This window comes from Rhodococcus sp. AC861 (assembly GCF_979256035.1).
In genome coordinates this window covers 239,790-265,242 of sequence record NZ_CEEDMW010000004.1, presented here as the reverse complement: position 1 = coordinate 265,242, position 25,453 = coordinate 239,790, and the positions used below count along the sequence as shown (strand labels likewise).

The 25,453-nt window shown below is 66.5% G+C and carries 26 protein-coding genes and 1 tRNA gene; 12 read left to right on the top strand and 15 right to left on the bottom strand.

Features of this window, described 5'->3' with window-relative positions; genetic code table 11:
* Positions 1-53: 53 nt before the first annotated feature.
* Complete coding sequence (locus tag AC0IX4_RS14725; protein ID WP_471829615.1) at positions 54-1,058, bottom strand: EamA family transporter; 1,005 nt, start codon at positions 1,056-1,058, stop codon at positions 54-56.
* A gap of 53 nt (positions 1,059-1,111) precedes the next feature.
* Here AC0IX4_RS14725 and AC0IX4_RS14720 point away from each other — a divergent pair, with 53 nt between their 5' ends.
* The 4 genes from AC0IX4_RS14720 to AC0IX4_RS14705 all read left to right on the top strand — a co-directional run bounded on the left by AC0IX4_RS14720 (position 1,112) and on the right by AC0IX4_RS14705 (position 4,693).
* Positions 1,112-1,654 carry a CGNR zinc finger domain-containing protein gene (locus tag AC0IX4_RS14720; RefSeq protein ID WP_471829614.1) on the top strand — a complete coding sequence of 181 codons (543 nt, stop codon included), beginning with the start codon at positions 1,112-1,114 and terminating at the stop codon, positions 1,652-1,654.
* Between the two features lie 231 nt (positions 1,655-1,885).
* Entirely contained in the window at positions 1,886-3,145 is a 1,260-nt protein-coding gene (locus AC0IX4_RS14715; protein WP_471829612.1) for an aspartate aminotransferase family protein, read from the top strand.
* Complete coding sequence (locus tag AC0IX4_RS14710) at positions 3,142-4,176, top strand: SDR family oxidoreductase (RefSeq protein WP_471829611.1); 1,035 nt, start codon at positions 3,142-3,144, stop codon at positions 4,174-4,176. The genes AC0IX4_RS14715 and AC0IX4_RS14710 overlap by 4 nt, the downstream gene beginning before the upstream one ends.
* A 22-nt stretch (positions 4,177-4,198) precedes the next feature.
* Complete coding sequence (locus tag AC0IX4_RS14705; protein ID WP_471829610.1) at positions 4,199-4,693, top strand: SRPBCC family protein; 495 nt, start codon at positions 4,199-4,201, stop codon at positions 4,691-4,693.
* On the opposite strand, the gene AC0IX4_RS14700 is transcribed toward AC0IX4_RS14705, so the two are convergent.
* Positions 4,690-6,015, bottom strand: coding sequence for an MFS transporter (locus AC0IX4_RS14700; protein WP_471829608.1), 1,326 nt, complete (start codon positions 6,013-6,015; stop codon positions 4,690-4,692). The two genes, AC0IX4_RS14705 and AC0IX4_RS14700, sit on opposite strands and share 4 nt — an antisense overlap.
* Positions 6,016-6,091: 76 nt before the next feature.
* On the opposite strand from AC0IX4_RS14700, the gene AC0IX4_RS14695 reads away from it, so the two are divergent.
* Positions 6,092-6,838, top strand: coding sequence for an 8-oxoguanine DNA glycosylase OGG fold protein (locus AC0IX4_RS14695; protein ID WP_471829607.1), 747 nt, complete (start codon positions 6,092-6,094; stop codon positions 6,836-6,838).
* Positions 6,839-6,859: 21 nt separating this feature from the next.
* On the opposite strand, the gene AC0IX4_RS14690 is transcribed toward AC0IX4_RS14695, so the two are convergent.
* The 5 genes from AC0IX4_RS14690 to AC0IX4_RS14670 form a co-directional block, all read right to left on the bottom strand.
* A tRNA-Ala gene (locus AC0IX4_RS14690) sits at positions 6,860-6,935 on the bottom strand.
* A 62-nt stretch (positions 6,936-6,997) separates the two neighbouring features.
* Positions 6,998-7,735 (bottom strand): divisome protein SepX/GlpR, encoded by a 738-nt coding sequence (sepX, locus tag AC0IX4_RS14685; RefSeq protein ID WP_471829606.1) that lies wholly within the window; start codon positions 7,733-7,735, stop codon positions 6,998-7,000.
* Between the two features lie 223 nt (positions 7,736-7,958).
* Positions 7,959-8,609 carry a GNAT family N-acetyltransferase gene (locus AC0IX4_RS14680; protein ID WP_042574758.1) on the bottom strand — a complete coding sequence of 217 codons (651 nt, stop codon included), beginning with the start codon at positions 8,607-8,609 and terminating at the stop codon, positions 7,959-7,961.
* Between the two features lie 19 nt (positions 8,610-8,628).
* Positions 8,629-9,885, bottom strand: coding sequence for a molybdotransferase-like divisome protein Glp (gene glp, locus AC0IX4_RS14675; RefSeq protein WP_042574757.1), 1,257 nt, complete (start codon positions 9,883-9,885; stop codon positions 8,629-8,631).
* A gap of 33 nt (positions 9,886-9,918) precedes the next feature.
* Positions 9,919-10,875, bottom strand: coding sequence for a UTP--glucose-1-phosphate uridylyltransferase (locus AC0IX4_RS14670; RefSeq protein WP_042574756.1), 957 nt, complete (start codon positions 10,873-10,875; stop codon positions 9,919-9,921).
* A 59-nt stretch (positions 10,876-10,934) separates the two neighbouring features.
* Between AC0IX4_RS14670 and AC0IX4_RS14665 the strand changes: the two genes are divergently transcribed.
* The 4 genes from AC0IX4_RS14665 to mscL all read left to right on the top strand — a co-directional run bounded on the left by AC0IX4_RS14665 (position 10,935) and on the right by mscL (position 13,222).
* Positions 10,935-11,540 (top strand): 5-formyltetrahydrofolate cyclo-ligase, encoded by a 606-nt coding sequence (locus AC0IX4_RS14665; protein ID WP_471829605.1) that lies wholly within the window; start codon positions 10,935-10,937, stop codon positions 11,538-11,540.
* 85 nt (positions 11,541-11,625) lie between these two features.
* Entirely contained in the window at positions 11,626-11,964 is a 339-nt protein-coding gene (locus AC0IX4_RS14660) for an FmdB family zinc ribbon protein (protein WP_471829603.1), read from the top strand.
* Between the two features lie 89 nt (positions 11,965-12,053).
* On the top strand, positions 12,054-12,710 hold the full coding sequence (locus tag AC0IX4_RS14655) for an SAF domain-containing protein (protein ID WP_471829602.1): 657 nt from the start codon (positions 12,054-12,056) through the stop codon (positions 12,708-12,710).
* An 80-nt stretch (positions 12,711-12,790) separates the two neighbouring features.
* Positions 12,791-13,222, top strand: a complete 432-nt coding sequence (gene mscL, locus AC0IX4_RS14650; protein WP_042574752.1) for a large conductance mechanosensitive channel protein MscL — start codon at positions 12,791-12,793, stop codon at positions 13,220-13,222.
* Between the two features lie 376 nt (positions 13,223-13,598).
* On the opposite strand, the gene AC0IX4_RS14645 is transcribed toward mscL, so the two are convergent.
* The 7 genes from AC0IX4_RS14645 to AC0IX4_RS14615 form a co-directional block, all read right to left on the bottom strand.
* Positions 13,599-14,051, bottom strand: a complete 453-nt coding sequence (locus AC0IX4_RS14645; protein ID WP_056070107.1) for a hypothetical protein — start codon at positions 14,049-14,051, stop codon at positions 13,599-13,601.
* A 220-nt stretch (positions 14,052-14,271) separates the two neighbouring features.
* Complete coding sequence (locus tag AC0IX4_RS14640) at positions 14,272-14,913, bottom strand: MspA family porin (RefSeq protein ID WP_042574805.1); 642 nt, start codon at positions 14,911-14,913, stop codon at positions 14,272-14,274.
* Between the two features lie 768 nt (positions 14,914-15,681).
* Positions 15,682-16,215, bottom strand: a complete 534-nt coding sequence (locus tag AC0IX4_RS14635) for a MogA/MoaB family molybdenum cofactor biosynthesis protein (protein ID WP_156148891.1) — start codon at positions 16,213-16,215, stop codon at positions 15,682-15,684.
* A gap of 122 nt (positions 16,216-16,337) precedes the next feature.
* On the bottom strand, positions 16,338-17,678 hold the full coding sequence (locus AC0IX4_RS14630; RefSeq protein WP_082518047.1) for a S1C family serine protease: 1,341 nt from the start codon (positions 17,676-17,678) through the stop codon (positions 16,338-16,340).
* Positions 17,679-17,719: 41 nt separating this feature from the next.
* Positions 17,720-19,159, bottom strand: coding sequence for a HAMP domain-containing sensor histidine kinase (locus AC0IX4_RS14625; RefSeq protein ID WP_156148890.1), 1,440 nt, complete (start codon positions 19,157-19,159; stop codon positions 17,720-17,722).
* Positions 19,160-19,236: 77 nt separating this feature from the next.
* Positions 19,237-19,923, bottom strand: a complete 687-nt coding sequence (locus AC0IX4_RS14620; RefSeq protein ID WP_042574750.1) for a response regulator transcription factor — start codon at positions 19,921-19,923, stop codon at positions 19,237-19,239.
* Between the two features lie 57 nt (positions 19,924-19,980).
* Complete coding sequence (locus AC0IX4_RS14615) at positions 19,981-21,087, bottom strand: lipase family protein (protein WP_471829925.1); 1,107 nt, start codon at positions 21,085-21,087, stop codon at positions 19,981-19,983.
* Positions 21,088-21,218: 131 nt separating this feature from the next.
* Between AC0IX4_RS14615 and AC0IX4_RS14610 the strand changes: the two genes are divergently transcribed.
* Positions 21,219-21,458 carry a hypothetical protein gene (locus tag AC0IX4_RS14610; RefSeq protein ID WP_042574749.1) on the top strand — a complete coding sequence of 80 codons (240 nt, stop codon included), beginning with the start codon at positions 21,219-21,221 and terminating at the stop codon, positions 21,456-21,458.
* Positions 21,459-21,808: 350 nt separating this feature from the next.
* Here the strand turns inward: AC0IX4_RS14610 and AC0IX4_RS14605 are convergent, their stop codons facing one another.
* Entirely contained in the window at positions 21,809-22,795 is a 987-nt protein-coding gene (locus AC0IX4_RS14605; RefSeq protein ID WP_471829599.1) for a glycoside hydrolase 5 family protein, read from the bottom strand.
* Between the two features lie 286 nt (positions 22,796-23,081).
* On the opposite strand from AC0IX4_RS14605, the gene AC0IX4_RS14600 reads away from it, so the two are divergent.
* Positions 23,082-23,801, top strand: a complete 720-nt coding sequence (locus tag AC0IX4_RS14600; RefSeq protein WP_471829597.1) for a GAF domain-containing protein — start codon at positions 23,082-23,084, stop codon at positions 23,799-23,801.
* A gap of 160 nt (positions 23,802-23,961) precedes the next feature.
* On the top strand, positions 23,962-25,443 hold the full coding sequence (locus AC0IX4_RS14595) for a sugar transferase (RefSeq protein ID WP_471829595.1): 1,482 nt from the start codon (positions 23,962-23,964) through the stop codon (positions 25,441-25,443).
* The last annotated feature ends 10 nt before the right edge of the window (positions 25,444-25,453 follow it).

The window sequence follows — 25,453 nt, the reverse complement described above, 5'->3', positions numbered from 1 at the left end:
GAGAAGTGTCATCTGTCGAATACCACTACGCAACCACACCATACAGTGCCGACTCAGGGCAGAAGGGATACCCCACGAGATCCGTCCATTCCTGTCGGTACCGGTGCCGTCGCCTGCAGCGTCGGCGCCTCGGCACGCCACTGCACGACGGCCGCGCCGACCAGAATCGCTGCACCACCGATCATTTGAACGAACGACACGGTCTCTCCCAACAGGATCCAGGCCGCGGCGACCGCGCACAGCACCTCGACCAGCGCAATCACCGATGCTGTCGACGCGCCCAGTGCGCGGGACGCCATGATTCCCACCGCATACGCGACAGCGGCGCTGACGAACGCCAGTACCGCCACTGCGGTCCACCACGGAAATGCACGCCCACTGAGTTCCACATCGGCGGTCGACGCCTGCAGCGACACCATTCCCAACATTCCGGCCGCTGCGACCACAATGGCGCCCACAGCCAAACCGGCAGCCGAGAGGACCAGCGGATCGACAGCATCACCCTGACGGGCGGACACGACGAAATAGAACGCGAGGCATACCGCGGCGGACAGCCCCCACAGGACGCCCACCGGATCGAACACCGCACCGTCGAACACGTTGAGCACCACCAACGCTCCGCTCAGCGACAGCACCACGCCCACCAGCGTCGTCCAGCGGGGGCGTCGTCGAGTACTGATCCACACCCACCCGATCACGAGCACCGGGCCCAGGTACTCGAGCATCAACGCCACCCCGACCGAAAGGTGTTGTATTGCATTGAAGAAACACACTTGCGCGCCTGCCACGGCTATCACGCCGTACGCGATGACGGTGACGGGCGCCGACCGCAGTCCTGCCACCGCGCTTCTGCGCAGCAGTGCGATCACCGGCAGCAGGATCACAGCACCACCGACGATGCGTGCGAGCACGGCCGCTTCCGGTGACCAGCCGGCGTCGGTCAACGCCTTGGCGAAGGGGCCGGACATGCCGAACGAGAGCGCCGACACGATGGCGAACGCCACGCCGGAACGGGAAGACAGCATGGAGGCGCCTTTCGCGGACGTCGGCCGTGTCACGACCGAACTGTAGATTGGTCATGACACTAGAGACACGGAAGGTCACGAGTCAAATGCTTTTCACTCATGACACACGCACGGCCTTGGTCTGGTCCGCCGCGCTGATCAACACCTGCGCCAACGGCGAGGAACACCTGTCGGACATCCCCACCCTGACGGCCATGCTGGACGAACACGAGTGGACCGGGCGACGCGACGGGTCCGAGAGCGAACTCGAGGGCGTGAAAGCCCTGCGGCCCTCGTGGCGTGCACTGTGGGAGTTGTCGGACGCCGACGCCCTGGTGCCCGAGGTCAACCGGATGCTCGCCGAATCGAACGCGAAGCCCCACCTGACACGGCACGGCGACTGGGGGTGGCATCTGCACGTCAGCGACGACGATGCACCCCTGACGGAACGCATGACGGCCGAGACGGCCGTCGCTCTCGCGGAAGTGGTGCGATCCGACGAGCTGGACCGACTCCGATCCTGCGACTCCCCCGACTGCGACGCGGTGCTGGTCGATCTGTCCCGGAATCGTTCACGACGCTATTGCGACACGGGGAACTGCGGCAACCGGGCCAACGTCGCCGCGTACCGAGCCCGCAAGCGTAGTTAACGAGTATTCGCATGTTGTAGGAATGGTGATCCCACCGGTTCGGACTGGTCCGGCACCCGGAACATCTCCTCACGTGTGAGTATCGGTTCACCGAGTGATCCTGTGCAGCAACGGATTTGCGCCTGATGATCTTTTGACGCGACTCAGGTCCGGGGCTACCGTCGGTTCCCGTGACACCCATTCACAGGGTGTCTCGAATTTCGCGCACCCTCGCGGCAGGAGCTGCTCACCATGTCGATCGACACGTCTCTGGACACCAGGGTTCTGCCCCCTGAGGTCCTGGCCCACACGCGGGAGCACCTCTCCGAGTCTCGTGCACGGGTGGCCTCCATGCTGGGCAGCATCGTCGAGGACAGATCCGCGGGATCGAGGGTGTGGTCGAGCGACGACGTCGAGTACCTCAACTGCGGTGGTTACGGAACGCTGCTGCTGGGGGCACGCCATCCACGAGTCGTCGACGCCGTCATCGCGCAGCTCGGCCGCCACCCCGTCTCGACGCGCACTCTGCTCGAACCGCGCATAGCCGAGGCCGCCGCCTCACTGGCTGCTCGGCTTCCGGAACCCCTGACGAAGGTGTACTTCGGCGCGTCCGGCACGGAAGCGACGGAGGCCGCCATCAAGATGGCCTGCAGCGCCGGGCACCACAGGATGATCGGCGCCGGCGGCGGGTACCACGGCAAGACTCTCGGCGCCCTGGCGCTCACCGCGAACAGCGCCTACCAGAATCCCTTTCGCCGACTCTTCACCGCCGCGACCCGCGTGCCGTACGGCGACATCGATGCACTGTCCGACGCGATGGGTGACGACGCCTCCGATGCCTGCGTGGTCCTCGAACCCATCCAGGGAGAGGGCGGAGTCGTCATTCCTCCGCCGCAGTATCTGGCCGCAGCATCCGCCCTGTGCCGGGAGCGCGGCGCGCTGCTGGTGATGGACGAGATCATGACCGGTCTCGGACGTACCGGCGCGTGGTGGGAGAGCGAGCGCGACGGCGTGGCGGCCGACATCGTCCTGGTGGGAAAGAGCCTCGGCGGTGGTGTGATTCCGGTATCGGCGGCTGTGGCGACACCGCGAGCCTTCCGGGCGTTCGACATCGACTTCGGCATCCACACCTCGACCTTCTCGGGAGCGCCGCTGGGGATGGCCGCCGCGTGCGCGGCACTCGACGTGATCGACGACGAGAATCTCGTCGATCGTTCCGCACGACTCGGAACCCGTATCCTCGGCGAACTACGTTCTCTCACAGCCGGTCTTGGCACAATGAGTGTCCGCGGCCGCGGCCTGCTGATCGGCCTCGACTTTGGGGACGCCGGCGCTGCCGGCAGGTTCCTGCTGGCACTGCTCGATCGCCGCGTCGTCGCCAATCATTCGCTCAATGCCAGTCCCGTGGTGCGCCTCACCCCGCCGGCGACCATGACGGATTCGGACGTCGACTGGATGCTCACCGCCGTAGCCGGCGCTCTGCGTGACACCCACTCGGAAGGACTTCTGTGACCGTTCTGTTGACCGGCGCCTCGGGCGTCGTCGGACTCCCCACCCTGGCAGCCCTGCGCTCGCGACACGACGTCGTCGTCTTCGAGGGGCGTCGTCCGGTCGAGCACTCGGGTCGCTCCGTGCGCGGTGATCTGCGAGCGCCCCGTCTGGGACTCGACGACGCCGAGTGGACGGCACTGGCCGACACCGTCGACGTCGTCGTGCACTGCGCGGGCGTCGTCGACTTCGGAGCGGACGACGCCGCGACACGAGCGGTGAATGTCGACGGTGTTCGACACGTCGTCGAGTTGGCGACGGCGGCGTCGGCACGCCTGGTGCACGTCAGCACAGCCTTCGTCGAGCAGCCCGTGGTCGCCGACGTGACGGGCGGTATGGCCACGATGCACCCCGGTGCCTACATCGCGAGCAAGAAGGACGGCGAGGCCCTGGTACGCGCGAGCGAAACCGACTGGACGATCGTCCGGCCGTCCATCGTCTGCGGAGACTCCACCACCGGCGAGATCTCACAGCTCCAGGGACTGCACACGCTGATCCGCGCCTTCCTCAAAGGCACACTGCCCGTGGTGCTGTGCGAGGACGCGCTGCAGTACGACTTCGTGCCCTGCGACGTGGTCGCCGACACCATCACCGCCGTGGTCGATCACCCTCTGCTGTTCGAGCGTCAGCACGTGTGGGCGACCAGCGGGCGTGCTGCACTGGACATCGATCAGCTCATCGCGATCCTCGTCGACGAGGCCACGCGCCTGGGCATCTCGGTCGACGCCCCGCGTCGACTGCACCCCGAGGTCTTCCAGCGGCTGTGGAAGCCGGCGTTCTTCGAGATGCTCGACGTCCCCGCACAGACCAAGTTCGCCAATCTGCTGGCGTCCGTGGCGAACCTGTTCAACACGACGCCGTTCCCCAGCTCGCTCGGATCCGGACCGCTGCCCGCGGCGCAGACCGCCGAGACCATCGAACGATCGGCTCGGCTGACCGCGCGGCACATCGTATCCCTCTCCCCCGCTGCCTATCCGACGCTTCAGCCCGCCTGACATCCCCGACTCCAGGAGCATCATGTCCCCAAGCATCATCAGCGTCGTCGCCACGATCTCGGACGTCTCGGCAGATGACGTCTTCGCGCGCATCAGCGACTTCGCCTCGTTCGGCGACCACGTCACGATGGTCGACTACATCACCGTGACCGACGCCCCGCCGGTCGACGCCGCCACGTACACGCGGTCGTCGTCGTGGTCGACGCATTTCCGCGGCGGACTGCTGCAGTGGATCGAACGCGACACGGTCGACATCACAGCCCGGACCGTCACCTTCGAGCAGTCCAGCGGCGACCTCGGATCCTTCGACGGCCGATGGTCGGTGCGGGAGACCGCCGACGGAACGGTGGAGATGGCGTTCGACGCAGCCGTCGACATCGGCATCCCCTCCATGGCGGACATGCTCAATCCCGTTGCTGCGCAGGAGCTGGCGACCGGAGTCCGCCAGATCGTCGACGGTGTCTTCGGCAGCAAGGTGGTGTCCGTCGACACCGGAGCCGCTGTCGCGAGAAACTAGCTCACCGCTACCGCGGCGGCCTTCTTCTCCTGCTCCGCATCGAGATACGTATGCGCACGGTTCTTCAGGACGAAGATGTACACGATCAGGGACACACCGATGGCAACCGTGACGTAGATGCCGAATGCGTCGAGTGCATCGCGCTCCTTCGCCGCGGTGTAGATGACGGGCGCCGTACCACCGAAGATCGAATTGGCCAGCGCGTAGCCCAGTCCCAGACCCAGGGCTCGGATATGCGCCGGGAACAGTTCCGCCTTCACGATGGCATTGATCGACGTGTATCCGGTGAGGATGACGTACGTCCCGGCGAGCAGGAGGAACGAGACCATCGGGGTGTCGACTCGTGGGAGCAGGTTCAGGAACGTCCAGGACCACAGGACACCGGCGACACCGAAGCCCACGAGCAGCGGCTTGCGCCCGATCCGGTCGCTGAGCAGTCCTCCGAGAGGCTGGATCAGCATCAGGAACACCAGGGCGGCTAGGTTGATCCACGTCCCGGTCATCCCCTCCTCCTTGTAGGCACTCTTGACGATCAGCGGCCCGTTCACGCTGTACGTGTAGAACGCGACCGTGCCACCGAGGGTGACGAGGAAGCAGATCAGGAGCTGCTTGGGGTACGCCGTGAACAGTTCGGTCATCGATCCGCTGCGCTTGCCGGCGGTGTCGTCCTTGCTCAGACTCTCGTCCATGGTGCGGCGCACGATCAGCACTACGATCGCCCCCAGACCGCCGATCCCGAATGCGATGCGCCACCCGAACGCACTGATCTGCTCGTCCGTCAGGAACGTCTGCTCCAGCAGCAGAGTGACCTGAGCCAACACATGGCCGCCGACGAGCGTCACGTACTGGAACGAGGAGAAGAACCCACGCAGGCCGGGCGTCGCAGCCTCGGACATGTAGGTCGCCGACGTGCCGTACTCACCGCCCGTGGCGAAGCCCTGCAACAACCGGCACAGCACCAACAGGACGACAGCGGCAGATCCGATGCTCGCCGCGGTCGGCGTGAGCGCGATCAGCATGGACGACCCGGCCATCAACGAGATGCTGAAGACGAGGGCAGGGCGACGACCGTGGCGATCGGCGTACCGGCCGAAGAACCACGAGCCGATCGGGCGCATCACGAAGGTGACCGCGAAGATCGCCATCGTGTAGATGCCCGCGTTCGGCTCACCTTCTGCGAAGAAGCTGGACTCCAGATACGACGCGAAGACCGTGTAGACGTAGACGTCGTACCACTCGACGAGGTTGCCGAGCGACCCGCGAACGGTGTTGTAGACAGCTCGTTTCGTCGAGGGGGGCCCGACGGGCGTTGAGGTGGTCATCGGTGGAGCCTATGTGTGACCCGGGCCATATGTCATGCGGTGATGACTGTCGGTGGGTCCTGCCACCATCGCCGACATGACGACGCCTGCGCTCCCGGAAGCGTGCCTCGAGTGGTGCGCGGACCGCTCGTACGAGTACGACGTGATGGGTGACCTCGTGGAGGTCGATCTCGACTGGTGGAACAGCCGGCTCGACGAGGCGCGTATCCCCGTTCGGCTCCACGGCCGAGCGGCGAACGGAGATTTGGTCGACACCGGCGCCGGTTTCCTGCGACGGGGCGACCTGCACTCGGTGGGGCGCGGATGCGATCTGTCCACCGTCTACCACTGCGCTGCATGGCTTGTCGGACACCGTCACCGCGAACGTGCACGGCGGTTCCCCGATGCGCGAGACCTGTCGGAACCTGTGTACGAGAAGCGGCTCGATCGTGTGCGTGGCGCCTTGGGCGAGTGCCGCCGCGCACCGGCTCTCATCGATCTGGGCCCGCAACGGGAGTGGTCGGGGTGGCCGGCTGCCACAGGATTCGGTCCCGTCCCGCTGTCACTGTTCGCCTGGGCGGTCGGATCGGAGGGAACGCTGGAGCGTCCACAGATCGTGGACCAACAAGCGTTATCCGAACTGGTGCACCTGGGGTGGGTCGAGAACCCGTCCGTCTCCGGAATTACCGTGCGGCGGTACATGCGGTACTGCGACGTTCTCTACGGCTGGGCCGACCTGGCGCGCGTCCGACCGGAGTTGATCGAGATGTGGCTGGTGCATGCCTGGCGTCGACGCAGAGCGTCGCCCTCACCGTTCATGCAGGAGTTTCGTGATGCGCTGTGACCGTGCGTTGCGGGCAGAACGTGGTGGAGCTGAGGGGAATCGAACCCCTGACCTTCTCGATGCGAACGAGACGCGCTACCAACTGCGCCACAGCCCCTGACCTGGCGAACCAGGATCGTCTGCAACTCTAGCAGCCCCGCGGGACTGCCAGAAATCCGGTCACTCCCCGGCAGCCCGACGCATTCTGACGTCCAGGTGGGAGTCGCCGACATGCTCGTCGTAGTGCTCGAGATGGTCGAACGCCGGGTCCTCGTCGTCCACCTCGAGCACGACGGCGCCGGGACGACGCAGCCGCTCGGGGGTGAGCTTGAGTTCGGGGTCGGTGCTCGACTCGACGCCGAGGCGCGAGCGCTGGAGCCGCTGCATACGCCGGCGGCGGATGTCTTCCTCGATGCGCACCTGACGGCGGAGGTAGAACAAGTACGAGGACAGGCCGACGAGTGTGACGGTGAAGACCCACCAGAAGATCGGCGACGCAAGGAAACCCAGTGCGGCCGACATCGCGATGACGAACACCGAGCCGAGCACCGCGCGCTGGCGGAAGCCGTAGCGGGCCGCGCGGGCGATGGCGTCGGCTTCGGGATCGAACCCGCCGCGACCACGACGCTGCGGCACGTAGTCCTCGGCGAAGTACTCGTCCTCGTCGTGATCCGCGGCGTGCTGGGTGTCCATCGGATCCTCCGAGTCGGGTGTACTGGGGCGCCAGTCGGGATCGCTGCGGTGGCCTGCGGCGGGGCCGGGATCGACGCGCAGACGTGCGCCACCTCGGTGCAGAACACGCGTAGCCAGAGCAACATCGGTGGTTCGCCTGATGCGCGGACGCGATTTGACCACCATCGGCACCAGCACGAACAGCCAGATGGCGACGAGGCCGATCCAGATCACCGAATTGGGCACTGCCACCACCTCCTGCCGCGTGAATCACATACATGTGAGCTTGCACGTCAGCGTAGTGGTGAGCGTTGCATGCCGGTTGCCGACGCGCCGAGCACGAGTGCACTCATGTCACACCAGTCACACTGCGGAGCCTCGATTCGGGCTCCCGCGGGTGTTGCGTGTTCCCGCGGGCACTGCAGTGGTGGCGCGAACAGGAAAGTCCCGCGGGAACACCCGGGGGAGGTCAGCGCGCCCAGGCCGCCCGACCACTACGCACCAGCACATCGGCCGCAGTTCCGGGGGTCTCGCCGACCGTCATCGCGACGAGGATGTGGTCGCGCCAGGCACCGTCGACGTCGAGGTAACGCTGCAACAGCCCCTCCTGCCGGAACCCGACGTTGCGGAGAACCGCTTGGCTCGCAGCGTTTTCCGGCCGGACGGTGGCCTCGATGCGGTGCAGTCCGGCGGCGCCGAAGCAGTGGTCGACGCCGAGCGCGAGGGCCGCGGTGGCGACACCCTGACCACCGACGTCCTTGGCCACCCAGTAGCCGATCCACGCGGACCGCAGGGCTCCACGGACGATGTTGCCGACGGTCAGCTGCCCGCAGAATTCGCCGTTGAGCTCGATGGCGAAGGGGAGCATCGTCCCCCGCCGCGCTTCCGCTTTCAGGCTCGAGAACAAGGGTGGCCACGACGACATCGCGTGCCTCATGTCCCAGGGCGCCTCGCCGGTGGGCTCCCACGGTTCCAGATGTGCACGATTCGCGATGCGTGTGCGCGACCAGACGGACGCGTCGCGCAGGCGGACGGGTCGGACCGTCACATCACCCGCGGGGACCACGAGTGGACCCAGTTTCGCCGGCCATCCTGGATGGCTCGACCACGATCGCGGCATACTTCGAGACTGTAGCGAATCAGCCGCGCTGCGCGAGAAATGCGACGTCGACTTCTTCGCCGGTGCGCACCTCGGTCACCGCGGGGTCGACCATGACGAGGCAGTTCGCCTCGGCGAGCGTGGCCAGCAGATGCGACGAGCTGCCGGGGGCACCGCCGAGCGCCTGCACCAGGTACTCCCCCGTGCCCTCGTCGCGCATGAGCTGTCCGCGCAGGTAGGCGCGTCGACCGGCGATGGACGTGATCGGGCCGACGGTGCGCGCAGTGACGATCCGGCGCATCGGCTGGCGACGCCCCAGAGCGATGCGCACGAGCGGACGCACCATCACTTCGAACACCACGAGCGCGCTGACGGGGTTGGACGGAAGGAGGAATGTGGGGACCTCGTCACGCCCGAGCTGCCCGAATCCCTGCACCGAACCGGGGTGCATCGCGACGCGTCCCACCTCGATGTCGCCGAAATCCTCGAGCGCCTCGCGGATCTCCTCGGAGGCACTGCCGCCGACGGCACCCGCTATGACGACGATCTCGGACCGGATGAGCTGACCCTCGACCACCTCACGCAGCCGCTTCGCGTCGCCACTGACGATGCCGATGCGGTTGACGTCGGCGCCGGCATCGCGCGCAGCGGCGGCAAGGGCGTAGCTGTTGACGTCGTAGACCTGGCCTTGACCGGGTGTGCGCTCGATGTCCACGAGTTCGCCGCCGATGGAGATGACGGACAGACGTGGACGGGGATGGACCAGCACCTTGTCGCGGCCCACGGCCGCCAGCAGACCGACCTGAGCAGCACCGATGATGGTTCCCGAGCGCACCGCGACGTCGCCGGGCTGCACGTCGTCGCCGATGCGTCGCACGTACTCGCCGGACCGGACGGGAGCGAGAACCTCGATGCGTCCACGAGCGAGCTTCGCGCGATCCATCGGGAGGACCGCGTCGGCAAGCGTGGGAAGGGGGGCACCGGTGGCAACGCGCACCGCCTGGCGAGGCTGCAACCGGATGGGCTGTCGCGATCCCGCGCCGACCTCACCCACCACAGGCAGCGAGATGTCGACGGCCGCACCGTTCTCGTCGGTCGCGGAGCCCGCAGCAGCGATGTCGACGCTGCGCACGGCGTAACCGTCGATCGCTGCCTGGTCGAAGCCCGGTAGGGGACGCTCGGTCACCACTTCCTCGGCGCACAGGAGTCCCTGCGCCTCGGAGATGGCGACTCGCACCGGCCGGGGGGCAACCGCTGCAGCCGTCACTCTCGACTGCTGCTCCTCAACCGAGCGCATCCGCACCTTCCGTCGTGTTCTTCTGGCCGGGCCTCACTCGTACGTCGTGAGCTCCGGAGCCCAGCTGTCGCTCAAGCGCTCCTGGAGCCACTCGCGCAATGCCGGACCGTAGTCGTCTCGTTCCAACGCGAAGTCAACCGCAGCGCGGAGGTATCCCCCGGGATTTCCGAGGTCGTGTCTCACACCACGATGCACCACGACGTGGACCGGGTGGCCCTCGGCGATCAGCAGAGCGATGGCGTCGGTCAGCTGGAGCTCGCCGCCGGCGCCGGGCTCGATGCGTCGCAACGCGTCGAAGATGGCGCGGTCGAGGAGGTACCGGCCCGCGGCCGCGTAGTTCGACGGGGCGTCCTCCTTCGCGGGCTTCTCCACCATGCCGTTGACCTTGAGCACGTTGGGGTTGACCGCGTCGGGAACGATCTCGGTGTCGAAGACGCCGTACGACGACACCTGGTCCTCGGGAACCTCGATGGCGCACAACACACTTCCGCCCCGCTTGGCGCGCACGCGGGACATCACGTCGAGCACACCGCGGGGCATCACCAGATCGTCGGGAAGAAGAACGGCGATGGCGTCCTCGTCGTCGTCCAACACTTCTTCGGCGCATGCCACGGCATGTCCGAGGCCTAGAGGTTCGTGCTGGATCACCGACTGGACGTCGAGAAGCTTGGGGGCTACCCGGACCTTGGCGAGCAGTTTGAGCTTGCCGCTCGCCTCGAGCTTGTTCTCCAGGACCAGGTCCTCGACGAAGTGTGCGACCACTCCGTCCTTACCGGGCGAAGTGACAATGACGAGGCGCTCGGCTCCGCAGTCGGCGGCTTCACCGGCAACCAATTCGATACCGGGTGTATCGACTACGGGCAGTAGCTCTTTGGGCACGGTCTTCGTGGCGGGGAGAAAACGGGTACCCATGCCTGCAGCGGGGACCACGGCCGTGCGGAAGGACGGTTTCTTGCTCCCGGCCGTGGACTCACTGTTCGCTGAGCTCATGCACACACCCTATCCATGTAAACCGCGAACTTCCTTCGCGAGACCCTAAGGTTTAACCCGTGATCGCGGACGACAAACTCGAGTGGAGGACGCGCATCCTTGCTGCCCGCAAGCGTCGCGACCACTGTTCTCGGCGCCGTGCGTCAGAGGCACTCTCTCACGCCGTCGCACTTTTGGCGTCCGATGCACTCGGTCGTGGCGGTGACACCCTGGCCGCGTACGTACCCGTCGGTAGCGAGCCGGGAAGCGTGTCGATGCTCGACGCAGCACACGCGGCCGGCGTGCGGGTGCTGCTCCCTGTTGCCCGCGAGCCGGGAGCGATGTCGTGGGCGGAGTACACCGGACCCGACTCGCTGGTGCCCGCAGCGCACGGACTCCGCGAACCGGCGGGCACGGTGCTCGCGCCCGACACGGTGACCGAGGCCTCCGTGTTGCTCGTTCCCGCCCTGGCCGTCGACCGTGCCGGGGGCCGGTTGGGTCGCGGCGCGGGGTTCTACGACCGCACGTTGCACGCGGTGCGGTCCGACGCCCTGCTGGTGGGAGTCGTGTACGACGACGAGCTGGTCGACGTTCTCCCCACCGAGGAGCACGACATCCGCATGACCCACGTTCTCACTCCCGACGGAGGGTTGTCGACGCTGGTAGGCCGACCGCCCGCGGAATAGCTCCACCTGCGGCGGCGTTCTCCGATTGCCGATGCTGGCACTGTCGACTGTAGAGTGCCAAGAAGGACCGACAGCGGGAGAAAACGTGCCTACCTACTCATATGCATGCACCGAGTGCGACAACCGGTTCGACATCGTCCAGTCGTTCACGGACGATTCGCTGACCGTGTGCCCCGCGTGCTCGGGCAAGCTGCGCAAGCTCTTCAACACCGTCGGGATCGTGTTCAAGGGCACCGGCTTCTACCGCAACGACAGTCGCGGCACCTCCTCGACCAGCGAATCTGCATCGTCCGACTCGAGCAGCAGCTCGGACAGCAAGAGCTCGACCGATAAGAAGTCGGACTCGAGCAAGCCGTCCGAGAAGTCCTCCGGTTCGTCGGAGAAGAAGTCCACGAGCACGTCCGCGTCCACCGGCGCAAGCTGAGCACACCCCCTGTGGAGAGCCGCACGGTTCTCCACAGGGTCACCGGCCGTCGAGCGATCGCGAGGCCCGACGCTCTTTAGCCTCGGTGCATGCCCACCCCGAAGTCCGCTGCGGCCCATCCGCTCGGCGCGCGTCTTCTCGACCGCATCCCGTCTCTCCCACCCAGGCTTCGCTCGACCGCCGCACGGCGCGTCCTCGCGGCCGCCCTGGTGCTGCTGGCGGTCGTCGCGGCATATCGCTCCGACCCTTCGCGTAGCCGCGTCCCGGTCGTCGTGTCGGCGACCGACCTGGTTCCGGGCTCGTACGTGACGGCCGCGGACCTCTCGATGACGCTCGTCGACGAATCCGTCGTCGCGCAGGGTTCACTCACCTCCGTCGACGACGCCGTGGGGCGCACGGTCGCGGGACCCGTCCGGCCCGGCGAGGTCTTGACCGACGTCCGCCTCCTCGGACCGCGGCTCGCGTCGGCCACACTGCGTGCCGACGACGCGCGGGTGGTGCCCATCAGGCTCGCCGACCCCGAACTCGCCGATCTACTGCGAGCAGGCGACGTGGTCGATGTCGTGCGGGCCGCCGACGGCGGGACCGGGATCATCGCCGAGGCCGCCACCGTCGTCGTGGTGTCCGCGGCCGGAACCGGAGTGGCCCGGAAGGAGCAGCTGGTACTTCTGGCGCTGCGTGCGGATGCTGCCGCCACAGTGGCTGCCGCATCGTTGTCCGACGCACTCACCGTTCTGCTGCGCTGACTTTCGAGAACTCGGCAAACACCTCGGTCGGTTACGCTCACCCCAGAAATTCGCGCACGATCGGACGAGGGGTACATCGCATGCTGAAGGGTTTCAAGGATTTCCTGCTTCGAGGAAACGTTGTCGATCTGGCCGTGGCGGTGGTCATCGGCGCCGCATTCACCGCGATCGTCACCGCATTCACCACCAACATCGTCAACCCGCTGATCGCGTCCATCGGGGCCAGTAACGAACTGGGATGGGGCTTTTCCATCCGCGCCGGCAACGCGGCGACGTTCGTCAACATCGGCGGTGTCATCACGGCCATCATCAACTTCATCATCATCGCGGCCGTCGTCTACTTCGTGCTGATCCTCCCGGTGAACACCGCGAAGGCACGATTCGCCACCAAGAAGGAGAAGGCGCTCAGCGATCAGGACATCCTGATCCAGATCCGAGACCTGCTGGCGGAAGGCAAGTCCGAGGGCGTCAAGACCACGACCGACGGAGTCACCGGCAACACCACGACGTAACTCCAATCGACGACGAGGGCTCGTCCGCACCCGAGGGTGTGGACGAGCCCTTTTTGTCGTTCCGGCGGTGTTCGAGCGCGGCCCGGTCCGTTATCGCTCCGAGCGCGGGTTCCCACAACGGTTCCTGCAACCTGCAACGGCTACAACCGTTGCAAGTTGCCGAAGTCGTTGCGGGAACGTCGCCGGGCCGTTGTCGCTCCGGTTGCAGCAAGGTGCTCCGGTTACAACCAGTGCAGGTTGCGGAAACCGGAGCCAGAAGTACCGAGCACGGGTTCCCACAACGGTTCCGGCAACCTGCACCGGTTGCAACCGTTGTAGGTTGCCGAAGTCGTTGCAGGTAGCGGCACGGTGACGATACGGACCGCGCCGCTTCCTGTCAGTTGCCGAACTTCAGCAGCGGGAACTCGTCGAGCGTGATGGCGGTGCCGGCCGACGAGCAGGCATCGGCGACAGCCTTCGAGTTGTCGACGAAGGCCTGACCCGAGGTGCTGTCGGGCTCGGTCAGCTCGAGCGAGTCGGCCGGGAGGCCGGAGATCAGTGTGGAGAGCGACGTTTCGACACCATCGGTCGCGGTGTCGGCGAGCGGCTGGAACTTCTGCATCTCGGCGGTCTTGGCGGCAGTCCATGCCTCGATGTCGGAGTCGGCCGGGCCTGCCTTGACGAGCGCGGTGAACTGGTCGTAGGCAGTCTCGAAATCGGTGCATGCGGTGGCGTTCTCGGGCGAGGCGTCCGACGAACCGGAATCGCCGCTGCTGCACGCCGAGAGCCCCACCAGCGCCGTGACGGCGACGGCTGCAGTGATCAGACGGGTTGCGGTACCGGAATTCATACCGCCCATTCAACAGGATCCCTGTTTCGCGGAAGCGACTGGGGCGGTGGGCATTCGGTCCGTCGTGACAGTCCACGAACCATTGCGGACGCCATAGTTGCCGTTCACGAACACGACGAAGCCCCACCCGGAGAACCGGATGGGGCTTCGTACGTGTGTTCAGTTCTGCCGAGGTAGCGAACTACCTGTCAGCAGGCAACCGATACTGGCTGGGCCAGGATCAGTTGAAGCGCCACGGCTGGCCGTAGGTGACTGCGGTGTCGCCATTGCTGGAGACAACCTTCACGTACGGACGGACCGAGACGTTGCCGGCGATGTTGGTCGCGGTGCCGTGCACGTTCGAGATCTGGATCTCGGTGCGCTCGCCCGAAGCCGAACCGGTGCCGACCTCGACGTCTTCGATGCCGGGGCCCGGCTCGAGGGTGACGGTGGTGCCGACCTGCGGGAGGATGTCCGAGACGGTGAAGGCGTCGCCGTCGCCGATCTCGAGCTGGGGGGTGCTGTACGAGAACGTCAGCTCGCCACCGAGGGACATCGGGTAGCCGAACTGGTAGCCGAGGGTGATGTCACCTTCGAAGTCAGCAGCGTCGGGTCCGGTGACCTCGACGATTGCGCGACCGTTGTGGAACCACTCACGAGTCAGCGGGTTTCCGTCGAGCGGGAAGACGCTGTTGATGAAGGTATCGGCCTGCGAAACCGTGATGGTGTTGCCACCACCGTCGACGACGGAGTTCGAGTCGTCGACTGCTGCAGATGCCGAGCCGCCACCGACGACCAGGCCGACAACTGCGGCGCTGGCGACCACTGCGGTACGCATGGACTTGAGCCCCCGGCTGCGCCGCGGCTTCTGAATTACGGTCATGTACTTCCTCATCATGTTCGTCCCGGGGCGTGTTCGCCTCAGGTGCGCTGTCGGGCTCTGGATTCCTCCCGAACGGTTCACGTCGAGCGAACCGTATCAGGCGGCGACGGCAAGCTGGTGGCTTACGTGTCGGGCAGTGCAGGACCACAATTTGGTTGCTGTCTCGTATCGATTCAGCACCCACTGTCGAACCTGAGCGAAACCTTAGAGGGAGTTCGCAACCCTGACAATCCCTACGCACACGGCGTTACGTCTCGGATCCGCCGGCCACGTTTCCTTCATGTGAACCTGCGTCACAAGCGTTTTGAGAAAGCGACTCGCCGGTAACAGGAAGGAGCTCGAGCGCTCGAAACTGTGCTAACACGCTGCGGGAATAGCCGTGACGTGCGGGTTGTTCGGCGCACCCCTGCATCGAATGGACGTCCGGGTCGGTCGTCGAGTCACACCAGCAACATCTACCCTGCGGTAACCGCACGGGCGGCACTGTCGGTTTGTACGAATATCCGGTTAACAGACGTGCAACACGAGATGCGCGATGTGAACGTTCACGTGACGTGGATCACACCAAACTATTCGTAATGTGGAGGCCTCTGGCTCCTCAACCACTCCTCCGAGCGGCCGGACGAATCACCGCCATGTGGTTCGGAGCCGACAGAGTCGTCGCTCGTCGACTCCGGAAGAACCTCGCCGAACACACGCGCGAGCCGGGCCCGCCGTTCACGGGCCCGGCTCGCGGGGTCGTCGAGTGAGGACGAATCCTCCGGTGGCTCAGCCGTCAAGGCTGGACAGCTCACCGATCACGTGTGCGGCCAACGGGGTCAGCGTGGCCATGCCGTCACGCACAGCGGCGCGGCTGCCCGCGAGGTTGACGACGAGCGTGCTGCCGGACACGCCGGCCAACCCTCGGGACAGTCCCGCATCGAGTGAGCCGGCGGCCAGGCCGGACGAGCGCAGGGCCTCGCTGATACCCAGCAGCTCACGGTCGAGCACCTCGGCGGTGGCATCGGGTGTCACGTCGCGAGGAGAGGTACCGGTGCCGCCGACGGACACCACCAGGTCCACACCACCGATGACCGCAGTGTTGAGCGCGTTGCGGACATCGATCTCGTCGTTACTGACGACGACGACACCGTCGACGAGGAAGCCGGCCTCGAGGAGCAGTTCGCTTACCAGGGGTCCGGTCGAGTCGGCGTCTCCGTGGGCGGTGCGATCGTCGACGATCACGACGAGCGCCCGTCCGGCTACCGCGGCATCCATAGTCATGTCGCTCACCGTAATGCCCGCCTCCAGACGCGTCTCCATCTGCCCGACACTCGCCATCGCCGCGAAGCCCTCGACGGCATCGGAGTTCATCCGACTCGGCTCGATGTGGCCGACGATCGGCGTCAGATGGCCACCGTCACGGACGATCCGAGGTCGCTTCATCAGTTGCCTCCGCTGGGAGCCGTGCCGAGGGTGACCTGCACGGTCTGCTCGTTGCCGCCCTGGGTGTACTTGACCGACACCTGGTCGCCGGGAGCGTGCGACCGCACGGCCGCGATCAGCGCGTCGCCGCTGGCGATGACGCGTCCGTCGACCTCGGTGACCACGGCGCCGGTGGGAATACCGGCCTGCGCTGCCGGTCCGCCCTCGGTGACGGCCATGACCGTCGCACCGTTCGCGTCATCCCTGCTGGGAACGCTGATGCCGATGATGGCCTGGGTGGCCTTGCCCGTCTGCACCAACTCGTCGGCGATGCGGCGAGCCTGGTCGACGGGGATGGCGAAGCCGAGGCCGATGGAACCGCTCTGCGATTCCGACGAACTCGCGCCGGCACCCAGCGTGGCGATCGCGCTGTTGACGCCGACGAGCTTGCCGCTCATGTCGACGAGTGCGCCACCGGAGTTGCCCGGGTTGATCGCCGCGTCGGTCTGGATCGCGTCGATCACGGTCGTCTGGTCGGTCGACTCACCGCTGGTCGCGACGGGGCGGTTGAGCGAGGAGATGATGCCGGAGGTGACGGTGCCCGCCAGTCCCAGCGGGGATCCGACGGCGACGACGCCCTGTCCGACCTGCAGGCCGTCCGACGTTCCCAGCTCGATAGGCGTCAGTCCGCTGCGACCCGTCGCCTTGATGACGGCGATGTCCGACGATGCGTCGGCACCCACGACTGTCGCGCCCGATGTCGAACCGTCGTTGAACGACACGGTGAGCTGCGCACCGGCGCCGGCACCGGACACCACATGGTTGTTGGTCAGGATCAGTCCGTCGGAGGAGAGGATGACGCCCGAGCCCTCACCCTCGGCCGTGCGGCCGGCGACCTGGATCTGCACGACGCTCGGAAGCACCTTCTGTGCCACGGCCTGAACGGACCCGTCCGGCGCGTTGGCAGCCGGGTTCGCCTGCGTCACAGGCTGATTGAGGGCGTTGGTGACACCGCCACCGTTCGAATCGGTCGCGATGGCCCCCACCGCGCCGCCGATGCCGCCGCTCACCAAGGCGAGTGCGATCGCTCCCGCCACGAAGGCCGCGCGACCGGGCTTGCGCGTCGCGGTCGCCGTGGACGTCGCGCCGTAGTACTGCGGCTGCTGTCCGGGCTGCTGGTACGGGTTCTGCTGGTAAGGCTGGGTGTACGGGTTCTGCTGCTGGTTCGGGTTCTGCTGGCCACCCTGGTACCGACCGTCCCACCCGGAGTACTGCGGCTGATGCGGGGGTGTCTGCTGCTGAGCCGTGGGATCTTCCCGGCCGTCGCGGCCGGTGTCTCCAGTAGTGCGGTCCTCACTCATGCGTTCTGCTCCATCTCCGAGTCCGGCACTCGCCGGTCACCTCACGTCGTCCGACTCGACGATGCCCCTTCGGACTGAGAAGGCGCTGAGACCGTCATGTCAGCCTCCTGTGCGTTACCGGCTTCCCCGGGAAGAACTATGCGAATCAGCGTTCCGCCGGCCGCCGAATCCTCGACGGCGATGGTTCCGCCGTGCTTGAGCACCACCTGGCGCACGATGGCCAGCCCCAATCCGGAGCCGGGCATGGACCGCGACGCCGTGGATCGGTAGAAGCGCTCGAAGACCAGTTCCCGCTCGTCCGGTGCGATTCCGGGTCCGGCATCGGCCACCGTGAGCTCGAGCAGTCCGTCGGGCCGCGCGACCATGGCCACGTGCACGGTGGCCCCGGACGGGCTCCACTTGGCCGCGTTGTCCATGACGTTCAGCACGGCACGCGACAGGCCGGCCTGGTCGCCGTACAGGATCCACGGCGTGGTCACGGCGACGAAATCGATCTCGTTGCGGCGGCGTCGGACACGTTCGAGGCTGCGCTCGACGACGTCGGACATGTCGACACGGTCGAACACGTTCTCCGGAGCGTCCTCGCGTGCGAGGTCGACCAGGTCTCCCACCAGGGTCGACAGTTCTTCGATCTGGGCGACGACGTCGACACGCAGGTCGGCCATGTCCTGCTCCGGGATGCGCGGTGCCCCGGGCTGTCCCGACGCGATGAGCAACTCCATGTTCGTACGCAGCGAGGTCAGGGGCGTCCGCAGTTCGTGTCCCGCGTCCGCGACGAGGCGCGACTGGCGCGCCCTCGACTCGGCCAGCGCACGTAGCATCGTGTTGAAACTGTCGGTCAGTCGGGCGAGTTCGTCATTGCCCGTCACCGGGATCGGGGTCAGGTCGTCCGTACGTGCCACGCGTTCGGCAGCGGCAGTCAGCCGACCGATGGGCCGAAGACCCGTCCGCCCCACAGCGGTCCCGGCGACTGCGGCCAGCACCACGCCGCATCCGCCGACGACGAAGAGCACCCAGGCGAGGCGGTCGAGCACCTGCCCCGTCGGTGCCAGTCGCTGTGCGATGACCAAGGTGCTGCCGTCCTGGGTGCGCTCGGCGAGCACGCGCGCACCGGATGTGGTGCGCAGTGACGAGTCCTCTTGCCCGATCGCCACAGTCATCTCCGGGTCGCCGATCGGAACCGTCGAACCGGGCGGCACGTATTTGGTCAGGTCCGGAAAGATGAGTGCGACACTGACGTCCGTGCTGTAGAGCGTCGCTCCGGCGACGTAGCGGGGATCGAACGCCACGAGGTTCGTCTGGATCAGCGCGGACGCGCGCGTCCGAAGTTGGTTGTCGACGTCGCCGTACAGCGCGCGGGACACCACGGCGTAGGCAGCGATGGCCATGACCGCCACCGCGATGGCCACCACCGACGCAGCCAACAACGTCACCCGCCACCGGAGCGACACCGACCGCGTCAGCGGCATGGGCGGACGCATCTGCCCTCTCACGTCGAGCGGCTCCGCCTGCGTACCGACACCGTTGCGGGCAGTCGAGCGCCCGAACGGAGCGAGATTCACGGTGCGGTTTCCCTCAGCACGTACCCGACGCCTCGGACGGTGTGGATGAGCCTGATCTCGCCGTCCGCCTCGGTCTTGCGACGCAGGTAGCCGACGTAGACCTCGAGGGCGTTGCCGGACGTCGGGAAGTCGTACCCCCAGACCTCCTCCAGGATGCGGCTGCGGCTGAGCACACGACGCGGATTGGCCAGAAGCATCTCGAGCAGCGAGAACTCCGTCCGCGTGAGGCTGATGGGCCGCTCGCCTCGGTGAACCTCGCGGGTGACCGGATCCAGGGACAGATCGGCGAACGACATCACCTCGCTGTCCGGGCCCAGTTCACCCCCGGTGCGGCGCAGCAACGCGCGCAGACGGGCGAGCAGTTCCTCCAACGCGAACGGCTTGGGCAGGTAGTCGTCGGCCCCGGCATCGAGACCGGCGACGCGCTCGGACACCGAATCGCGAGCCGTCAGCACCAGGATGGGCAGATCGTCGCCCGTGCTCCGCAGCCGCCGGCACACCTCGAGCCCGTCCAGACGCGGCATCATGACGTCCAGCACCAACGCGTCCGGCCGCTCGGCGGCCACCTTCTCGAGTGCATCGAGGCCGTCGGTGGCCAGGTCGACGGTGTATCCGTTGAAGGTGAGGGACCGGCGCAGGGATTCACGGACGGCACGATCGTCGTCGGTCACCAGAACTCGCATGGACCCAGTGTCACCCCGGTGACTGAGACGGTGCTGAGAGGGCACGGGAACAGGCCGTCAGCGGCGACCGAACAATCCGTCGACGAAGGCGACGGCGTCCGGCTGCGAGTCACGGAAGGTCTGGCTGTGGTCCCCCGGGTAGGTCTTGAAGGTCAGCGGCTCACCGTTCGCCGTCATCGCCGCGGCGAGCGACAGTGCCGACGGAGCGGGCACGTCGATGTCGCGCAGACCTTGTCCGATGAACACCGGCCGGTCGTAACCCGACGTCGGCACCCCCATGTAGTCGTTGAGCACGCCGTAGAGATTCGGGATCTGCGCCAACGGCCGCGAGAACATCTCCCCCAGCTTCAGCCCTGCCACCGCGTCGTGGAACGGCATGGCGCACATGGTCTCCGCCGTATCCACCCACTGCTTGCCGAGCGGGGTGAGGTACGAGTCGACATCGATCTCCGGGTGCGCGCTGCGCAGTCCCGCGAGGATGTAGAAGACGTAGGAGGTGAGGCCGTCGGGAATCGCGACGGGCGGGACACCCGGGCCCAGCGGAAGAAGTGCCAGTTCGATGTTGGCGGGAACGCCGGTCCCCACGGCGCCGAGGTAGTCGAGCGACTCTCCCCCGTACTCGGTGGCGTATCGCGCGGTGGTCACGGCAGCGCCACCACCCTGCGACTGACCGATGGCCACCCACCGGTTCGACAGGGACGGATACAGCGCCCGCGCTGCGGTCACACTGTCGACGACGCTGTGAGCCTGCACCTTGCCGTCGAGGTATGCCATGACGCCGGGTGTGCCCAGACCGACGTAGTCCGTGGCGACGATCGCGTACCCCTTCTGCAGCCACGTGGAGAGGTAGGGGAAGTCCCGTTCCGGGAGGGTGGGTCCTACGACGGACGGCGCGCAATCGTCTCCGAGACCGGATGTGCCGTGCGCCCAGGCGATGACCGGCCAGCCGCCCGCGGGAGCCTGACCGGGCGGTAAGTAGACACCGCCGGTGCTCAGCGCTGCCTCGTCGCGCGGTCCCACGGACCAGTAGGTGATGCGTGCTGCGTCGACGCTGCCGGGAATCGGCGCCGGTGATGCGGACGAGCCCACCAGCGTTCCGGGAGTCGTGCCGTCCGCGTGCGCGACACCGACGAGCGAGAATGCGAGGGACATCGAGGCGGTCATGGTCACGAGCGCACGCACGAGGCGGCGGCGGGAGCGGTTCGGCACGGCGTCACCGTACAACCCGCATCCGACGGACGTGCGTCGTTCTCGACCACTAGAACATACGTTCGAACACGGCTACGATCAGTGCCATGGACGACTCGGGTAGAACGCAGAGCGCGGTGAACGACAAGGTCCTCGAGCTGCGCGCGGTCGCCGACGAGCTCAGGGAACTCGACGATCATCGTGTCGCACTGGGAGACAGGCTGGTCGACCTCGAACACTGGTTCCGACGCGTCGGCTGCGCGGAACTGTCGGATCACGCACTCGACGTCTTCGTCTCGCGGTACGTGGGCCGGGTCTTCGAGCTGGCCGACGGTATGCGGGAGTAACAGTTACCTGTCTACACGGATAGAAGTGACGTGCGTCGCCCGGTCCGGCGAGACGTGGGGTGCCCCTCACTTCGGTGAAAACGGACCTTCTGCGGGGAATCATGGTGTCAGCGAGATCCGTTCTCGCCAGTGCGGTTCAGGGGGATCCGCACTCGCTCGATGTGGAGGTACCACCATGATCGCTTTGACTCTCGTCGGTGTCGCAGCACTGGCCGTCGCACTGCTGTCCGGGGGCCGCGACCTCGACTTCGCGGGCCGACAGACGTCGTACAGCTACCGCGCACGCTGACGTTCCACAGATTCGACTGCAGCACCTCGTCCGATGGGCGGGGTGCTGCTGTCGTGGTACGTCAGGACGTCGAGTGCTCCGCCGTGAACTCGGTGATACGGGAAAGGGCCGGCTTCGGAGTGAAGTCTCGTTCGACGATGCCGAAATTCTGCTCGGTGTCGCCGAGGTCGGTGCCCGAGTCACGGATGCTGTAGACGTAGGCGGGGCCCAACCAGTCGTTGCCGAGTAGAGCATTCATCATGATCGCGATCGATTCGGCCTGCCCGTCGGCCGTCATCGAATTCACGTTCGTTCCTGTGGGCGCACCGATCTCGGTGATCCAGATCTGCTTCTCCCCGTCACCGGCCCCGGCCATGATGTCGTGCATGGGCCACATCGCCATCGCCGTGTTCCACTGCGCCGTCGACAGATCGTTCGGCAGGAACGGCCACGTGTAGGGATGCACGTTGAACGCGTCGAAGTATCGGTTGGCACCCAGCGAGTTCATCTGCGTCAGAAACGTCTTGGGTGAGATGTTGATCCCGTTGTCCACAGCGGGGGCCATTCCGCCGGACAGCACCAGGGCCTCGGGCTGCACAGCCTTGATGGCCCGGTAGGTCGCCCGGAGCATCAGCGCGTACACCGTGGGATCGGGCCTCGGCGCGAAGTACGTGGTGATGTTCGGCTCGTTCCACACCTCCCACAACGAAATTCGGTCGCGGTACCTTTCCGCGGCGAGTGCCCCGAACGCTGCGAACGCGTCCGGGCTCGCCGGTCGCGCGTACGGCTGATCGACCGCCGTCGCCACTCGCGCCCACGGTGGGGCGTAGGTGACGATCGCGTACGGGCACATACCTCGCGCGACGATGGCGTCGACGATGCGATCGGTCGACGCCCAGTCCCGCCGACCGGGCCGCGGCTCCACCACCGACCAGTCGATGTCGATCCGTACCGAGAACATCCCGGCGTCACGCGCGATATCCAGTTCGCGGCCCAGATCCTCGTCCGAGAGGAAGCCGAACGATCCACCGGGAGAACCGCCCACTCGAACGCCGTCCGACTCCGCCACACACCGGGGCATCTCGCTCGGCGGAGCGGCGGACGCCGGTACGGGCACACCGACGAGAACGAGAAAGACGGCGGCTCCCGACAGAGAGCACCGCCGAAGAAACTCGGCTCCGGGTCTGCGCCGAGTGGACCCCGGACCATAAACAGACCGATCGGTGAGCACCGGCCAAGGCTAACAGTGGCGGCCGCGGGGGACGTACCAGCGAAAACGGACACCGGAAAGGCTCCGAATGCAGGGATTCGCCACATCGCTCGATCACGAAGACACCTGCATTAGTATCGGCGAAATGACGACGGGAAACGACGGCTTCGATGCCCGCCTGAACGAGGTTCTGGAACAGCAGGCTGTGCGGGTGGGCGAGACGGTGCCCGCCTATGTCCGGCGTGCCGTCGTGACACGCCTCGTGAAGGAACTCGCCGAGGCCGACGACACCGATCTGGGCCATCTGCTCAAGCGCCTCGAGGCGACAGCCGATCCCGTGCCCGATCCTCCTGCCTCCACGCCGCCGGCAGCATCCGAGCAACCGTCGATCGTCACCGATCCCGATCGTGTTCGCGCTGTCGAGGCCACCGGGCTTCTCGACACCCCGTCCGAACCGGCCTACGACCGCATCGTCGCCATGGCTGCCGATGCGCTGTCGGTGCCGGGTGCCGCGATCTCGCTGATCGCCAAGGACCGCCAGTTCATCAAGAGTGCACTCGGTTTCGGACCCGAGGAGGAGCGGCCGCGGGCCATCCCTCTCGAGGCCGGCATGTGCCAGCACACCGTGGCGAAAGGCGAACCACTGCTGGTGGAGGACGCCCGCCTCGACGAGAAGTTCAGGACTCACCCCGGCGTCGTGGACAAGACCTTCATCTCCTACCTCGGCATCCCCTTGGTCGACGACGGCGGTCACGCGGTGGGCACGCTGTGCGTCTGGGACGCCGAGCCACGTCAGTGGACGACGGGGCACGTACAGGTACTCAAGGACATTGCGTGGATGGTTCGCGAGCGAATCTTCGAGTGAGCGAACCATTCCGGGCGTGATCTACATTTCTGCGTCGATTCTCTGTCTATCGGTCGCTTTTCCGTAATGGCGCCGTGACCATTCTGAGAAGACAACTCCGAAGAATGGTCTAGTGTTGATCTCGGTCGGTCAACCACTAGGTCCGTACGGAGTGAATCCTGTGTCAGAAACACTGGAATCGCGAGATACGTTGCAGCGCAACGCCCCTGCCACGAGGGTGTCCAAGGAACGTGGATTAGCGGACCGTCTTCGCGTCGATCCTGCACACACGATGGTCACCATCGCAGCGGATGCGACGGCGGCGATCGTGGCTGTCGCCGTGGCGAGATTGTGGCCCGGATCGGGCGACATCGATTACGGCTGGGTGCCGTGGCTGTTCGTGCCACTGGTCCTGCTCATCCTGGCGTCCCGCTCGCTCTACCGGCGCGGCCTCCGACGGAACTTCCTCGACGAGATCGGTCCCGTCGAGACGTCCGTCGCGATGGCCACTCTGCTGGTCCTGACGATCCTGCTGGTCGTGGGCACCGAGTACCGGCCCGGCCTCTTCATGGTCCGCGTGTGGATCGCCGCGGGCATCCTGGTGGCGGTGGCTCGCTTCCTGCGGACCACGATCCAGCGCTACCTCCGCGTGAACCACAAGTCGGCGGCTCCGACACTCATCATCGGCGGCGGCCCGATCGCGCACCAACTGGCGTCACGCATGCATCAGTTCCCCGAGTACGGCCTCGACCCCGTCGGCGTGCTCGACAAGGCCCCTGCGATCGATCCGGAGCCGGACACTCCCGAGGCGCTGGCCGTCCCCTACATGGGCAATCCCGCGCAGCTGGCGCAGGCCATCGAGCAGACGGGCGCCGAGGAGCTCGTCATCGGATTCTCCGACGTTCCGACCGAGAGTCTGGTCAAGGCCATCCGTACTGCCCACTCGAACGGCATGCGCGTGTGGTTGGTTCCGCGGTTGTTCGACACCGTCGGCGTGCGCACCCGCGTCGAGCATCTCGGCGGACTTCCCCTGATGGTGTTGCCGCACACCGACCCCAAGGGATGGCAGTTCTTCGTCAAGGGCGTCATGGACAGGGTCCTCGCGGGCCTGGGCGTGCTGGTGCTCTCGCCGGTGTTCCTCGTCCTGGCGCTGCTGGTCAAGACCAGCTCGCCCGGCCCGATCTTCTTCTCCCAGGACCGCGTGGGCCGTGACGGAAAGACGTTCGGCTGCCTCAAGTTCCGGTCGATGCGTCCGCCTCGCGCGTCCGACGCCGAGTTCGCGCGCATCGAGGGTTCGGCGCCCGGAGGTGTCGAAGGCGTCGACCGTCGTACCCGCATCGGCAAGCTCATGCGCCAGACCTCGCTCGACGAGTTGCCCCAGTTGCTCAACGTCGTCCGCGGCGACATGAGCCTGGTCGGGCCGCGACCGGAGCGACCGCACTACGTCGATCTGTTCGAGATGCAGATCCGACGCTACGGCGAACGCCACCGCGTCAAGGCCGGTGTCACCGGGTGGGCTCAGGTGCACGGTCTCCGCGGCCAGACGTCCATCGCCGATCGCGCCGAGTGGGACAACTACTACATCGAGAACTGGTCACTGGCGCTCGACGTGAAGATCCTCTTCCTCACGATCGCCGCCGTGCTCAAGAAGGCCGAAGACTGACGGTGGTGCC